The sequence below is a fragment of the Rhizobium album genome (assembly GCF_003122325.1).
GTDB lineage: Bacteria > Pseudomonadota > Alphaproteobacteria > Rhizobiales > Rhizobiaceae > Metarhizobium > Metarhizobium album.
In genome coordinates, this window is record NZ_QFBC01000017.1 from 119,864 (window position 1) to 135,049 (window position 15,186).

The window sequence follows — 15,186 nt, forward strand, 5'->3', positions numbered from 1 at the left end:
TCTCTGCCCGGCGCCTGCGTTTCTCAGACGCGCTCGAAGGCGACGGCGATGCCCTGGCCGACGCCGATGCACATGGTGGCGAGCGCGTATTTGCCCTTGCGCAGCGACAGTTCCAGCGCTGCCGTGCCGGAAATCCGGGCGCCGGACATGCCAAGCGGATGGCCGAGCGCGATGGCGCCGCCATTGACGTTGACGCGGGAATCGTCGTCGGAAATCCCCAGTTCGCGCAGCGTCGCCAGCCCCTGGGAAGCAAAAGCCTCGTTCAGTTCGATGACGTCGAGCTGATCGACGCCAAGGCCGAGGCGGGCCGTGAGCCTTCTGGATGCCTGCACCGGGCCGATGCCCATGATGCGCGGCGGAACGCCGGCCGCCGCGCCGCCCATGATCCGGGCAATCGGCGTGAGGCCGTATTTCTTCGCCGCCGCCTCGGACGCGATGATCAGCGCCGCCGCGCCGTCGTTGACGCCGGACGCATTGCCGGCGGTCACCGTGGCTCCCTCGATCCTGTTGACCGGTTTCAGCCTGGCCAGCGCCTCGATGCTGGTGGCACGCGGATGTTCGTCCCGCGATACGACGACCGGATCGCCCTTGCGCTGCGGCACGCTGACGGGGGTGATTTCCCGGGCAAGGCGACCGTTTTCCTGCGCCGCGGCGGCCTTCGCCTGCGAGCGGACGGCAAAGGCGTCCTGATCCTCGCGCGACACCTTGTAATCGATCGCGACATTGTCGCCGGTCTCGGGCATGGAATCGACGCCGTACTGTTTTTTCATCAACGGGTTGACGAAGCGCCAGCCGATGGTGGTGTCGTAGATCTCGGCATTGCGCGAAAAGGCGCTTTCCGCCTTCGGCATCACGAACGGAGCGCGGCTCATGCTTTCCACGCCGCCGGCGATCATCAGCTCCGCCTCGCCGGCCTTGATGACGCGGGCAGCGGTGATGACGGCATCCATGCCCGAGCCGCACAGGCGGTTCATCGTCGTGCCGGGCAGGGACACCGGCAGGCCGGCGAGAAGCGTCACCATGCGGGCAACGTTGCGGTTGTCTTCGCCGGCCTGGTTGGCGCAGCCATAGATCACGTCGCCGGCCGCTTCCCAATCGACGCCGCCATTGCGCTCGATCAGCGCCTTCAGCGGGATGGCGCCGAGATCGTCGGCGCGAACGGCGGACAACGATCCGCCGAAGCGGCCGATCGGCGTGCGGATATAGTCGCAGATGAAGGCTTCAGTCACTTTTCTCTCCCTGGAGCGCCGGCACGATAAGATCGGCGACCGGACCATCGATATGCAGCCTGGCGCCCGTCATCGCCTGCAATTCGTCAAAACTCATGGCGGCCAGTTTTTCGCGCAGCACGAAACGCCTGTCCTTGATGTCGATGACGGCGTGGCTGGTATAGACTCGGGTGATGCAGGCGACACCGGTCAGCGGAAACGTGCATTTTTCCACCAGCTTCGGCTCGCCCTTCTTGGTGACGTGTTCGGTGATCACCGAAACCTGCTTCGCGCCGTGTACGAGGTCCATCGCGCCGCCGACGGCCGGAACACCCTTCGTGCCGACCCGCCAGTTGGCGAGATCGCCGTTTTCGGCAACCTGCAGCGCGCCGAGGATGGCGACGTCGAGATGGCCGCCGCGGACCATGGCAAAGCTGTCGGCATGGTGGAAGAAGGCGGCGCCTGGCTTCAACGTCACCGCCTTCTTGCCGGCATTGATCAGGTCCCAGTCCTCCTCGCCGGCGGGCGGCGCCTCGCCGAAATTCAGGATGCCGTTTTCGGTGTGGAAAATCGCCTGCCGGCCGGGCGGCTGGTAGCGGGCAACCATCTCGGGAAAGCCGATGCCGAGGTTCACATAGGCGCCGTCGCGGATGTCCTGGGCGGCCCGCCAGGCGATCTGGGCGTTGGAAAGCTTGATGTCTTCGCAGGTATCGACGGTCATACGTAGGCCACTCCGGCGCGGATGAGCGCTTCTTCCTGTTGCGGGTCGGCAACCTCGACGAGACGGTCGACGAAGATGCCGGGCGTCACCACATGCTCCGGATCGATCTCGCCGGCCGGCACGATGCGGGAAACCTGCACGATGGTCTGGGCGGCGGCCATGCACATCAGCGGACTGAAGTTGCGGGCGGCCTTGTTGTAGGTGAGGTTGCCGTAGGTATCGCCGAGTTCGGCCTTGACGATGGCGAAGTCGGCTTTCAGCCAGCGTTCCTGCACATAGGGACGACCGTCGAATTCGGCGATCACCTTGCCGGCCGCCAGTTCCGTACCGTAGGCCGTCGGGGTGTAAAACGCCGGAATGCCTGCGCCGCCGGCGCGGATGCGCTCGGCAAGCGTACCCTGCGGCACCAGTTCCAGCTCGATTTCGCCAGCGAGGTACTTGTCGGTGAAGGCGCGCGGATCCGACGATTTCGGAAACGAGCAGATCATCTTGCGGACCCGCCCGGCGTCGATCATCGCGGCGATGCCGATGCGGCCGTTGCCGGCATTGTTGTTGATGATGGTGAGGTCTTTCGATCCCTTGTCGATCAGCGCGTGAATAAGCTCGATCGGCGCCCCGGACCCGCCGAAACCGCCGATCATGACCGTCGCGCCATCGCCGATATCGGCAACCGCCTGCGCCAGGCTTTCATTCGTTTTGTCCATAAGCAAGCTCCATTGCCCACCATTTCTACGAGTTTGGAGATACGCCCCGAAGACATGGACCGCAATGCGTTTGTGCGCTATGTCGATATTTGTTCGATTATCGCACATACGGAGGCCCGCAATGGCAGTCAAGGAAAGGGACATGATGGGCAGCCTGGCCAAGGGGCTGAAGGTCGTCGAAGCCTTCACGGCGGAGAACCCGCGGCTCAGCATTGCGCAGGCTGCCGAAATCGCCGGCCTCGACCGCGCCACCACGCGCCGATGCCTGCTGACGCTGGCGGAACTCGGCTACTGTGCCTATGACGGCAAGTTCTTCACTGTGACACCAAGGGTTCTCCGGCTCGGCACAGGGTGCCTTGCGACCATGCCGCTGCCCCGGATCGTGCAGCCGTTCCTCGACGTGCTGTCGGAACAGATCGGCCAGAGCACCTCGGTTTCCATCCTCGACGAAACCGAGATCGTCTACATCGCCCGCGCAGCGCAGCGGCGTGTGATGTCGATCGCCCTCATGCCCGGCTCGCGCCTGCCGGCCTATTGTACATCCATGGGGCGCGTTTTGCTCGCCGCCGCCGGCGAGGAGACGACACTGCGGCTGCTCAAGGCCTCGCCGCTCGTGGCCCGGACGGAGTACACGGTCACCGACATCGACACGCTGATGGCGGAGATCGCCAAGGTGAAGGAGCGCGGTTTTGCAGCGATCAATCAGGAGGTCGAGATGGGGCTGTGCTCGATCGCCGTTCCGCTGAAGGCAGCCAACGGCAGGACGGTCGCCGCGCTCAATGTCGGGCTGGCGGCGGGCAAGGCAAGCATGGAGGATATCGAGCATATGTTCCTGCTGCCCCTGCTGCGCATGCAGGCGGAGTTGCGGCAATCGCTCATCTGATAGCAGCCACGAGTGTCTTGATCAGGGTTGGCGGCCGGATACGATCATTGCCGTGACCGCCCGCTGGGCGCGCCGCCCTTCGAGCGCATGCGCTTGCGGAAAGCAGTGGGTTTTTCGTTGAACCGTTCGCTGAATGCTTCATAGAAACGCGAGGCGGAGCCGAAGCCGGACTCGAAAGCCACGTCCGTGATCGACAGATCCGTGGCGATCAGCAGCGATTGCGCCGTGTCGAGGCGATGGCGGACAATCGCCTGGTTGATGGTCAGCCCGACGGCACGCTTGAACAGCGTCATGGCATAATTCGGGTGCAGGCCGGCATCGCGCCCCACATCGTCGGCGGAAATGTCGTCGAGGGCGTTTTCCGCGATAAAACGCAGCATGCGCTCGACATTTTCGATGCGTTCGCCGTCATGATGGTCAAGACTGGCAATGGCCGAGCCTTCCTCGCGCAGATCACGCCAGCCGTCGCGCTCTATGCGCAGAACCCGCGCCGTCAGTTCGTTGCGGACGATCTCCGTCAACCCTTCGTCTCCGGCCAGCAATTCCTCGCGCCAGCGCAAAAAGATGTCGTGGTCATACGGGCGAAGCTCCGTCGCCTCGATCATCGCGCCGCGAAACACCGCATCGCGAAAGCGCGTCAGGTTGGCAAGACCGAGGAAGAAGGACATCGGCACGTAGAGGCAGACGAAACGGGTTCCTTCCGCCCGGTCGATCACCTGATGCGGGATCATCCCCCAGAAGAGGCAGAGACGGCCCTTGCCGACCGTCAGCTCGCGGCCGTCGAACCAATAGGTCATGTCGCCTTCCAGGACGAAATTCAGCTCGATCTGGCTGTGCATGTGTGGGCCGGGCATGCGCTGGACGAGCAGCGCCTCGCCGGCGCAAAACCGGTGATCGCCGAAGATCACCAGCGGGTGCCGCGGATTCTGATCCGGGTGAACAGGAACGGATTCGTCTTGCGAAACGAGACGTGGCGCGACCATAACTTAGGATACCGGAGAAGTTAGCCGAAAAATCGGTAGATTATTACGGCTTTGCGCCAGATTATCAAGCTCAGCTGACGTGTGGATCCTGTGGGACCTGGATCAAGACCCGTTCTGCCATGCCAAGCATACCGGTCATAGGGAGGAAAACATGACCCTTTTCAAAAGTTTGCGCCTGCTCGCGCTGTCTGCGACGCTCTTGTCGACCGCCGCATTTGCCGGCGAAATCACCATCAATTCCGACCATTCCGACCCGGTGCCGAAGAAGGCCATGGAAGAGCTGATCGCCGACTTCCAGAAAGCCAATCCTGACGTCACCGTCAAGTGGAACAATTTCGACCACGAGGGCTACAAGTCGGCCATCCGCAACTTCCTGACCGCCGATGCGCCCGACGTCGTTGCCTGGTACGCCGGTAACCGCATGGCGCCCTTCGTCAAGGCCGGCCTGTTCGAGGATGTCACCGATGTCTGGACGGCCAATGGCCTCGACGAGCAGCTGAAATCGTCGGCCCCGTCGATGACCATCGACGGCAAGAAGTGGGGCATGCCCTACACCTACTATCAGTGGGGCATCTACTACCGCAAGGACATCTTCGCCGAACAGGGCATCACCCCGCCGAAGACCTGGGCGGAGCTGCTCGCCGCCTCGGAAAAGCTGAAGGCCGCCGGCGTGACGCCGTTCACCATCGGCACCAAGGCGCTGTGGCCGACGGCCGGCTGGTTCGACTATCTCGACCTGCGCGTCAACGGCTACGAATTCCATATGGATCTCACCGCCGGCAAGATCCCCTACACCGACCCGCGCGTAAAAACCGTGTTCGAGAAGTGGGGCGAACTGGTCAAGGCCGATTACTTCATCGCAAACCATGCCGCCATCGACTGGCAGGATGCCGTTCCGCAGCTGGTGCAGGGCAAGGCGGCCATGTACCTCATGGGCAATTTCGCCGTCGCGACCTTCAAGGATGGCGGCCTGAAGGAAGAGCAGATCGGCTTCCTGCAGTTCCCTGAAATCACCCCCGGTATTCCGGTGGCGGAAGAAGCGCCGACCGACACGTTTCACATCCCGTCGGGTGCCAAGAACAAGGAAGACGCCAAGAAATTCCTGGCCTATCTCGCCTCCCCGGCGGTTCAGGCCAAGATGAACGCGACTCTCGGCCAGCTGCCGGTCAACAACACGACCCAGAAGCCGAAGGACGTCTTCCTGGACGCAGGCTTCACCATCCTGTCCAACGCCCACGGGCTGGCACAGTTCTATGACCGCGACGCCCAGGCCGAAATGGCCAAGGCCGGCATGGAAGGCTTCCAGGAGTTCATGGTCAAGCCGGACAATCTCGACCGTATCCTCGAGCGCCTCGAAAAGATCCGCGCCCGCGTCTACAAGTAGGACATCGTCCTTCCAGCATCGGGTGCCGCGGGCATGATCGTCCGCGGCATCTGATGCTCTTTCCTTCCTTTTTCCAAAGGTGCAGCCGTGAGCAACACCGTTTCTCCTTCGTCCAGCTTCTGGAAGAAAAACCAGCAGAAGCTGGCGCCCTGGCTGTTTCTGGCACCGGGCATCCTGATGTTCGTCATCTATGTGCTGGTGCCGATCGTCCAGTCGATCTGGATCAGTTTCCACGACTGGGACGGGCTTGGAGAAAAAGTCTGGATCGGTCTTGGCAACTATGTCGAGCTTCTCGACGACGACACGTTTTACGTCGCGCTGAAGAACAACCTGATCTGGCTGGTGCTTTATCTCCTGTCGATCCCGGCGGGTCTGGCGGTCGCCCTGTTCCTGAACCAGACCGTCACCGGCATCCGCCTCTACAAGTCGCTGTTCTTCTTTCCCTTCGTCATCAGCCAGGTCGTCGTCGGCCTGATGTTCACCTGGTTCTATGCGCCTGACTTCGGCCTGTTCTCCAAGCTGATGGAATGGGTGACGGGCGAACAGATCGCCGTTCTCGCTGACGAACGCTACGTCACCTACGGCATTATCGTCGCCGGCCTCTGGCCGCAAACCGCCTATTGCATGATCCTCTATCTGACCGGCCTCAACACCATCAATCCCGAGCAGGTGGAAGCCGCCCGCATGGATGGCGCCAAGGGTTTTCGGCTGTTGTGGAACATCATCCTGCCGCAGCTGGGTCCGGCGACCTTCATCGCCATGGTTGTTACCGTCATCGGATCGCTGCGCTCCTTCGACCTCGTTTCGGTCATGACGGCCGGCGGTCCCTACGGATCGAGCCAGGTGCTGTCCTACTTCATGTATGAGCAGGCGCTGTCGGAATACGGCTTCCGCATGGGTTATGGCGCGGCCATCGCAGTCGTCCTGTTCCTGATCATGATGGTCTTCATCTCGCTGTTCATCGTGCGCATGCTGCGCCAGGAAAGGAGCGCCTGATGTTTCCGACACCCATCGAGAAATCCCCGCGCACCATCCGGATCGCCTACAAGATCGCCCTGCCGATCGCGCTCGTCCTCTGGCTGCTGCCGCTGATCGGCGTTGCCATTACCTCGGTCAGGCCGGCCGGCGACCTCGCCGCCGGCAACTACTTCGGCATTCCCTCCGGTTTTGCCGGGATCGAGAACTACACCGCCGTCTTCCGGGATTCGCCGATCGGCCTCTACATCCTGAATTCGTTCAAGGTGACGATCCCGACGGTGATCGGCGCCGTGGCACTGTCCTGCCTCACCGGCTTTGCGCTGGCGGTCTACAAGTTCAAGGGCAACCTGATCCTGTTCTTCCTGTTCGTCGCCGGCAACTTCATCCCGTTCCAGATCCTGATGGTGCCGGTTCGCGACATGACGCTGCGCGCCGGCCTGTATGACACGACGCTCGGCCTGGTGCTGTTCCATGTCGCCTTCCAGACCGGGTTCTGCACACTGTTCATGCGCAACTTCATCAAGGGCCTGCCCTTCGCGCTGATCGAATCCGCCCGCGTGGAAGGCGTATCCGAATGGCGGATCTTCCGCTACGTCGTGCTGCCGTTGATGCGGCCGGCCATCGCGGCACTTTCGGTGCTTGTCTTCACCTTCGTGTGGAACGACTATTTTTGGGCGACCGTGCTCGTGCAGGGCCAGCATGCCATGCCGGTAACGGCCGGCCTCTATTCGCTGAACGGCCAGTGGGTTGCCGCCTGGCACCTCGTTTCCGCCGGATCGATCGTCGCAGCGCTGCCGCCGGTCGCCACCTTTTTCCTGATGCAACGGCATTTCATTGCCGGCCTGACGCTTGGAGCCACCAAGGGATGAGTGAAATCGTGACTATCGGCGAGGGCGATTTTACCCTTTGCCTTCGCCTGCCCGAACGCGGCATGCCGGAAATCCTGTCCTTCGGCGGACCGGCGGTGACCCCCGACCCATTGTTCGATATCGACCGCTCCAGCCGGATCAACGGGATGGATGTCGCCGTGCCCTCCACCGTGCTGCTGCCAACCGGCGGCATGGGCTTCTTCGGCTGGCCTGCGATTGCCGGCCATCGCGGCGGCCGGGATTTCGTCGCGCAATTCGACGGCTGGATGGTGGAGCGGAGCGGCAATCGCACCGTTCTCAACGGCACCGATGCGGTGGCCAGGCTCGCCATCGCCATCACGCTCACCGCCCATGCCTCGGGCCTGATCTCGATGGCGACCCGGCTGACCAACCGCGGCGACGCCGCCTACCAGCTCGACCGCTGCATGGCCGCCACCTTCCTCGCACCGGCCGGCGACGTGCAGCTGATGAGTTTCACCGGCATCTGGGGACGCGAGTTCCAGACCCGCCGTGAGCTTCTGGGCAACGGCATCTGGTCGCAGGAAAGCCGGCGCGGCCGGACGTCGCACGATCGTTTCCCCATGCTGTTCATCGAGAGCGAAAGCCAGGTTTTCGGCGTGACGCTCGGCTGGAGCGGCAACCACCAGATGGTCATCGACCGCACCGACGACGGCCGGCGGCTGGTGCATCTCGGCGAACTGTTCGAGCCCGGCGAAATCACTCTCGCGCCGGATGAAAGCTACGAAAGCCCGGTTGCTTATGCCGGTGCGGATACGGAGGATTTCCATGCCTTTGTGCGCGAGGAGCTGACGCAATGGCCGGGCGGGAAAATGAGCCCGCGCCCGGTGACGCTGAACACCTGGGAAGGCAATTATTTCGACCACCAGATGGTTTCGCTGAAGGCGCAGGCCTCGGCCGCGGCCGAACTCGGCATCGAGCGTTTCGTGCTCGACGATGGCTGGTTCGGCAAACGCGACGACGATACGACCAGCCTCGGCGACTGGGATATCGATGCCCGCAAATATCCGGATGGGCTGAAACCGCTGGTCGACCATGTGACCGGCCTCGGCATGCAGTTCGGCATATGGTTCGAGCCAGAAATGGTCAACGCCGTCTCCGAGCTTTACAGGGCGCATCCGGACTGGGTGCTGCAGATCGATGGCCGTCCGCTGCTCGAATCCCGCAATCAGCTGGTGCTGGACCTGACGCGGCAGGAGGTTTCCGACCACCTGTTCGCCAAGATCGACGCGGTGCTGGCCGATCACGCCGTGTCCTACGTGAAATGGGACATGAACCGTGACCTCACCCATCCCGGCGGTCGCGATGGCAAGGCCAAATTCGCTGCACAGACAAGGGCCGTCTACGCGCTGATGGACAGGGTGCGTGCCGCTCATCCCGATGTCGAGATCGAGAGCTGCGCGTCCGGCGGCGGCCGCATCGATTACGGCGTGCTTGCCCGCACCCAGCGCGTCTGGACCTCGGATTGCACCGATGCCCTGGAGCGGCTGGAAATCCAGCGCGGCGCATCCGTCTTCGTGCCGCCGGAAATCCTCGGAAGCCATATTTCGGCGATCCCCAACCACCAGACCGGCCGCCGCCATACGCTCGCTTTCCGCGCACTCGTCGCCCTCGCCTATCATTTCGGCGTCGAACTCAATCCGCTGGAACTGATGGATGGCGAGCGCGAGGAACTGACGGTCTATATCGAAACCCATAAGCGACTGCGCGGCCTGCTGCATGCGCCGGGTGCGGCCTTCCGGCTGGACCCCGTCGACGGCCGCTACGTCTGGGGCGCCGCCAGCGCCGAAAAGATCGTCGTCATCGTCGCCCAGGGGCCGCAGATGGTCGGCGAACAGCCGGCGCCGCTGAAACTGCCCGATCATGTCACGCAATTCGGCGGCAAATGGACGGTTACCAACCTGCTGCCAGCCAAACCGCAATTCATCCGCATTTCCGAGGGGCAGACGAAATTGCTGGCCGGCGAAATCGGCTTTGACCTGGCGAATGCGGGCCTCGCCGGCCTGCCGCTGCCGATGCTGAGGCCCGAAAGCGCCATACTCCTCGAACTGGAACCTGCAAAGGGAGACAAGACCCATGGCTGATGTCCGGCTGCACGACGTCAAGAAACAATTTGGCGCCCTGAGCATCATCAAGGGCGTCGATCTTGAGGTCAGGGATGGCGAATTCTGCGTCTTCGTCGGCCCATCCGGCTGCGGCAAGTCCACGCTTTTGCGGATGATTGCCGGTCTTGAGGACATCACCTCCGGGGCGCTGTCGATCGGTGGGCGGGACATGACCACGGTCGGCCCCTCCGAGCGTGGCGTCGCCATGGTGTTCCAGTCCTATGCGCTTTATCCGCATATGACAGTTGCCGAAAACATCGGTTTCGGCCTGCGCATGACCGGCCACTCCAAGCAGACGATCGCTGAGCGCACCGCCGTTGCGGCCAGGATGCTGCAACTGGAGCCGATGCTGCAGCGCAAGCCCGGGCAACTGTCCGGCGGCCAGCGTCAGCGCGTGGCGATCGGCCGCGCCATCGTGCGCAATCCGGACGTCTTCCTGTTCGACGAACCGCTGTCCAACCTCGACGCGGCGCTGCGCGTGCAGATGCGCGGCGAGTTGTCGAAACTGCATCACGACCTGAAGGCGACGATGATCTACGTCATGCACGACCAGGTCGAGGCGATGACCATGGCCGACAAGATCGTCGTCCTGTCGGCGGGCAAGATCGAACAGGTCGGCACGCCGCTGGAACTTTATCACCGACCGAACAATCTCTTCGTCGCCGGTTTCATCGGTTCGCCGAAGATGAACTTCCTCAAGGTGACGGCAGCTCCGGCCGATGACGGCGCCACAAACGTTACGCTGCCCGGCGGCGTGTCTCTGACCGTCGCCGGTGGCGGCGCCGCCGGCGACATGACGCTCGGCCTGCGCCCGGAACATATCGACGCCACCGGCAAGGGTGACGTCGTCATCGAAGGCAAGGTGCGGCTTGCCGAATATCTCGGCTCGGAAACGCTGTTCTTCGTCACCCTCGCCGATGGTTCGGAAGTCGCGGCCAAGGCCGACGGCCTTGCCAGCGCCAAGCCGGGCGACACGCTGCGGCTCGGCATCAACGCCAAGGCCTGCCACCTCTTCAACAAGGACGGCATTGCCGTGATCAACGGGGATCTTTCTCGATAATGCTGGGTGTCTGTTATTATCCCGAACACTGGGACGAGACGCGCTGGGCGGAAGATGCCCGTCGCATGGTCGAGCTTGGCATTTCTTTCGTGCGTATCGGCGAGTTTGCCTGGTCGCGGCTTGAGCCTGCGCGTGGGGAATTCGATTTCGGCTGGCTCGACCGGGCCATGGATGTTCTCGCCGGGGCCGGCCTGAAGATCGTGCTCGGCACGCCGACGGCGACGCCGCCAAAGTGGTTGGTGGACGAGTACCCCGACATCCTGCCTTATGACGAACAGGGCAAGGTGCGCGGTTTCGGCTCGCGCCGTCACTATGCCTTCTCATCGCAGACCTGGTGGAAGGAGAGCGCCCGCATCGTCGAGATCGTCGCGGAACGCTACGGCCGGCATCCCGGCCTTGTCGGCTGGCAGACGGACAACGAATATGGCTGTCATGACACCACGCTCTCCTGGGGCGCCGAGGACCTGAAAAGCTTCAAGCGCTGGCTGCGGCTGCGCTACCAGTCGACCGACCAGTTGAACGAAGCCTGGGGCACGGTGTTCTGGTCGATGGAACTGAACAGTTTCGACGAGGTGGCGCTGCCCAACCTGACGGTGACCGAGCCCAACCCGGCCACGCGGCTCGATTTCTGGCGTTTCCACTCCGACCAGATCGCCGCCTACGACAGGATGCAGTGCGACATCATCCGCAAGCATTCGCCGGAGCGCTGGATCACCCATAACTTCATGGGTTTCGTCTCGGATTTCGATCATTTCAAGGTGGGCGACAATCTCGACCTCGCATCGTGGGACAGCTACCCGATCGGCTTCGTCGAAAAGTTTCCGTTTTCGGAAGAGGAACGCAATCGCTGGGCAGAGACCTCGCATCCTGACATCGCACCCTACCACCACGATCTCTACCGTGCCGTCGGCAAGGGGAGGTTCTGGGTGATGGAACAGCAGCCGGGGCCGGTGAACTGGGCACCGTGGAACCCCGTGCCGAAGCCCGGCATGGTGCGCCTGTGGACCTGGGAAGCGCTGGCACACGGTGCCGACGTCGTCAGCTATTTCCGCTGGCGGCAGGCGCCTTTCGCGCAGGAACAGATGCATGCCGGCCTCAACCTGCCGGGCCTCGATGAATTGTCGCCGGGCGGCATCGAAGCCGGTCAGGTCGCCGAGGAGCTGAAGGCACTCGGCCCCCTGCCGCAAACCGGCAAGGCGTCGGTCGCGCTCGTCTTCGATTACCAGAGTTACTGGACGACGATGATCCAGCCGCAAGGCAAGGATTTCCGCTACGAGGAACTGTGCTTCCGCTGGTACGAAGGTTTGCGCCGCCTCGGTCTCGATATCGATTTCGTCCGGCCCGGCGCCTCGCTGGAGGGCTATGCCCTTGTTGTCGTACCCTGCATGACGGAGGTGGACGTCGCGACGGAATCCGCCTTCAAACGGGCGACCGGCCGCATCCTGGTCGGCGCACGCACAGGGTCGCGGGACCGCAACTTCGCGATCCCGAAAAACCTGCCGCCAGGTCCGCTGGGCGAAAGCACCGGTAACCGGGTCATCCAGACGGCAACGCTGCGTCCGGGTTTGTCGGATGCGGTGTCCGGAACGGTTTCCGGCGCCGGCATCCGCTGGCGCGAATATCTGCAGACCTCGGCCGATGTGCTGGGCCGTTTTTCCAACGGCGATCCGGCGCTGACCGAAAACGGACGGATGTTCTACCTCGCCTGCTGGCCCGATGCGGCCCTGCTGGCAAACGTGCTGACACTCGTCGCGGAAAAAGCGGGGCTGCAGCTTTTCCCTGTTCCGGACTTCATCCGCATCCGCCGGCGGGGCAACCTCACCTTTGCCTTCAACTACGGCACGGAAGACTGGGTTCTGCCCCTGGAGGCGGACATCGTCCTCGGCAATCGCACACTCAAGCCGCAAGGCGTGCTGGCGTGGAAGATGGGTGACCGCCAGCCCTGATCGCAAGCACATTGGTGACGATCGGCGCCGGGCACCACCATTCCCCAAACCGGCGCGCCCCGCGGCCATGGAAAGCTTCGTCTGAAACAGGCCGCCGGCCCTGAGAGCCATCGAGACTTTCCGGCTTTCTCCGGAGACAACCATCAAGGGTTGTGATTGGATGGAGATCTCTACAATTTCACCGGATCCGGCACGGCCAGTTCTCAGCCACCCTTCATCCCCTTCCACATACTAAGTTTCGCTGATCATTGATTTAAACCACGGATGTCAAGCCTGAATTTAATAATATTTGTAATTTTGCAGATTCTAACGTTAATGCACCATTAACGTGTATATGCAAAAATTAGCAGATACGCAGCAAGATCGGCGAGATCCTGCGGCGACCTTTTTCAGCGGCATGTGTGGGACGAGTCCCCCGGAAGGATCGAGATGATCGGGATAACAGGTAGCAAGATGAAGGCGCAGGTCGCGGCTTTGGCGACCTTGAAGGCAAACGTCATGATCGCCGACAGCAAGCTCAACATCGTTTACATGAACGATGCGGTGCGCAAGCTGCTGACAGCCGCCGAGCAGGACCTCAAGAAGGAACTGCCCCGCTTTGCGGTGGACAAGCTCATCGGCAGCAACATCGATATCTTCCACAAGCAGCCGTCCCACCAGCGCAACCTGCTGGCGCGGCTGACGAAGCCGTACAGCGCGACGATCCGCGTCGGCAGCCACAGTTTCGACCTGCATGTGGTGCCGATCATGGAAGGCACGAAAATCACCGGCTTTGCGGTCGAATGGGGGGATGCAAAAGCGCGCCTGCTCAATCTCGACTACCAGAACCAGATAGCCGCCATCGGTCGGGTCCAGGCGATCATCGAATTCACGCCGGACGGGCACGTGGTCAGCGCCAACGAGAATTTCTGCAAGGCGATGGGTTATCGGCTGGATGAAATCATCGGAAAACATCACAATCTTTTCGTCGATCGTGCCTATGCCACCGGCCCGGCCTATGCCGAGTTCTGGAAAAATCTCCTCGGCGGTCAATTCCAGGTCGGGGAATTCGACAGGGTTGGCAAGAACGGCCGGCAAGTGGTTCTGAACGCCTCCTATAATCCGATCATGGACGAGCACGGAAAACTCGCCAAGATCGTGACATTCGCAACGGATGTCACGGAGCGTGTGCACGCGGTGACCACGATCGGGTCGTCTCTGAGCGACCTGGCGGACGGCAAGCTGGACTTCCGGCTCGAAACGCCCTTCGCCAAGGATTTCGAAAGCCTTCGGCACACTTTCAACGAGGCGATCGAAAAACTCGGCAGCGCCCTCGGTTCGGTCTCGGAGACGACCGGCAGGATCGACAACGGAACCCGCGAGATCGCCGCCGGGGCGAACGACCTGTCGAAACGCACCGAACAGCAGGCCGCCTCCCTGGAAGAGACCGCCGCAGCGCTGGACGAGATCACCGCCAACGTCAACAACTCCACCAAGCGCACGGAGGAGGCCCGCTCCGTTGCCAGCCAGGCCAATCATTCCGCTACCCGCTCGGCGGAGGTCGTTTCGCATGCCGAAGAGGCCATGCGGAAAATCGAGGAAAGCTCGCAGCAGATTTCCAACATCATCGGCGTCATCGACGAGATCGCATTCCAGACCAATCTTCTGGCGCTGAACGCCGGTGTCGAGGCCGCCCGCGCCGGGGAAGCCGGCAAGGGTTTTGCCGTCGTCGCCCAGGAGGTCCGGGAACTGGCGCAACGGTCGGCGCAGGCGGCGAAAGAAATCAAGGGGCTCATCCAGAACTCGACCACAGAGGTCGAAAGCGGCGTGAGGCTGGTTCGGGATGCCGGGGAAGCGCTGAAGACGATCGGCAAGTTCATCGTCGAGATCAACGCCCATATGGAAGCGATCGCCACATCCGCCAAGGAGCAGGCGACGGGGCTTGCCGAAGTCAACGTCGCCGTCAACTCGATGGACCAGACGACGCAACAGAATGCCGCCATGGTCGAGCAATCGAATGCGGCGTCGAATGCCCTGCAGGAGGAGGCCGTTCGCCTGCGCGAACTGGTGGGACAGTTTGCACTGCTGGCCACAAGCTCATCCCAGGTCGCTGCCCTCCGCCAGTCGGCTCGCGCCATGGCACGGTCGTCGCGGTCGGTTGCGGCACCCTCTGTGCCGCGCCGGGCCGCGGCCGCCGCATCGGCCTCCGACAGCTGGCAAGAGTTTTGACCGACGGCGGCGGGACTTCAGCTTGCTTACTGCTGTCTGAGGACAGCATCGACGACGAAAGCGCGGAATTGCGGCAGAGATTGTTGCCGTCTCCGTCGAACTTTCATCGCTCGGTCACC

12 protein-coding genes are annotated in these 15,186 nt (G+C 62.5%); 8 read left to right on the plus strand and 4 right to left on the minus strand.

Features of this window, described 5'->3' with window-relative positions; all coding sequences use genetic code 11:
* Window positions 1-23 precede the first annotated feature (23 nt).
* From pcaF to DEM27_RS26870, 3 genes are read right to left on the minus strand one after another with little or no spacing between them, the layout of a single operon-like run.
* Window positions 24-1,229: a 3-oxoadipyl-CoA thiolase gene (pcaF, locus tag DEM27_RS26860; protein WP_109461325.1), complete on the minus strand. Its 1,206-nt coding sequence runs from the start codon at window positions 1,227-1,229 to the stop codon at window positions 24-26.
* Complete coding sequence (locus DEM27_RS26865) at window positions 1,222-1,929, minus strand: CoA transferase subunit B (protein WP_109461326.1); 708 nt, start codon at window positions 1,927-1,929, stop codon at window positions 1,222-1,224. Before DEM27_RS26865 ends, pcaF begins: the two co-directional genes overlap by 8 nt.
* A complete protein-coding gene (locus DEM27_RS26870; protein WP_109461327.1) occupies window positions 1,926-2,633 on the minus strand; it encodes a 3-oxoacid CoA-transferase subunit A in 708 nt (235 codons plus the stop codon). The genes DEM27_RS26865 and DEM27_RS26870 overlap by 4 nt, the downstream gene beginning before the upstream one ends.
* A gap of 121 nt (window positions 2,634-2,754) precedes the next feature.
* On the opposite strand from DEM27_RS26870, the gene DEM27_RS26875 reads away from it, so the two are divergent.
* The gene (locus DEM27_RS26875; protein WP_109461328.1) at window positions 2,755-3,516 is read left to right on the plus strand and encodes an IclR family transcriptional regulator domain-containing protein; all 762 of its coding nucleotides are present in this window, start codon (window positions 2,755-2,757) and stop codon (window positions 3,514-3,516) included.
* Window positions 3,517-3,560: 44 nt separating this feature from the next.
* On the opposite strand, the gene DEM27_RS26880 is transcribed toward DEM27_RS26875, so the two are convergent.
* Window positions 3,561-4,499, minus strand: coding sequence for a helix-turn-helix domain-containing protein (locus DEM27_RS26880; RefSeq protein WP_109461329.1), 939 nt, complete (start codon window positions 4,497-4,499; stop codon window positions 3,561-3,563).
* Between the two features lie 151 nt (window positions 4,500-4,650).
* Here DEM27_RS26880 and DEM27_RS26885 point away from each other — a divergent pair, with 151 nt between their 5' ends.
* The 7 genes from DEM27_RS26885 to DEM27_RS26915 all read left to right on the plus strand — a co-directional run bounded on the left by DEM27_RS26885 (window position 4,651) and on the right by DEM27_RS26915 (window position 15,067).
* Window positions 4,651-5,883, plus strand: coding sequence for an ABC transporter substrate-binding protein (locus tag DEM27_RS26885; protein ID WP_109461330.1), 1,233 nt, complete (start codon window positions 4,651-4,653; stop codon window positions 5,881-5,883).
* 87 nt (window positions 5,884-5,970) lie between these two features.
* Window positions 5,971-6,879 (plus strand): carbohydrate ABC transporter permease, encoded by a 909-nt coding sequence (locus DEM27_RS26890; protein ID WP_109461331.1) that lies wholly within the window; start codon window positions 5,971-5,973, stop codon window positions 6,877-6,879.
* Complete coding sequence (locus DEM27_RS26895) at window positions 6,879-7,730, plus strand: carbohydrate ABC transporter permease (protein ID WP_109461332.1); 852 nt, start codon at window positions 6,879-6,881, stop codon at window positions 7,728-7,730. The genes DEM27_RS26890 and DEM27_RS26895 overlap by 1 nt, the downstream gene beginning before the upstream one ends.
* The gene (locus tag DEM27_RS26900; RefSeq protein ID WP_109461333.1) at window positions 7,727-9,832 is read left to right on the plus strand and encodes an alpha-galactosidase; all 2,106 of its coding nucleotides are present in this window, start codon (window positions 7,727-7,729) and stop codon (window positions 9,830-9,832) included. Before DEM27_RS26895 ends, DEM27_RS26900 begins: the two co-directional genes overlap by 4 nt.
* Complete coding sequence (locus DEM27_RS26905; protein WP_109461334.1) at window positions 9,825-10,913, plus strand: ABC transporter ATP-binding protein; 1,089 nt, start codon at window positions 9,825-9,827, stop codon at window positions 10,911-10,913. Before DEM27_RS26900 ends, DEM27_RS26905 begins: the two co-directional genes overlap by 8 nt.
* Window positions 10,913-12,859, plus strand: coding sequence for a beta-galactosidase (locus DEM27_RS26910; RefSeq protein ID WP_109461335.1), 1,947 nt, complete (start codon window positions 10,913-10,915; stop codon window positions 12,857-12,859). The genes DEM27_RS26905 and DEM27_RS26910 overlap by 1 nt, the downstream gene beginning before the upstream one ends.
* A 429-nt stretch (window positions 12,860-13,288) precedes the next feature.
* Complete coding sequence (locus DEM27_RS26915; RefSeq protein WP_109461336.1) at window positions 13,289-15,067, plus strand: methyl-accepting chemotaxis protein; 1,779 nt, start codon at window positions 13,289-13,291, stop codon at window positions 15,065-15,067.
* The last annotated feature ends 119 nt before the right edge of the window (window positions 15,068-15,186 follow it).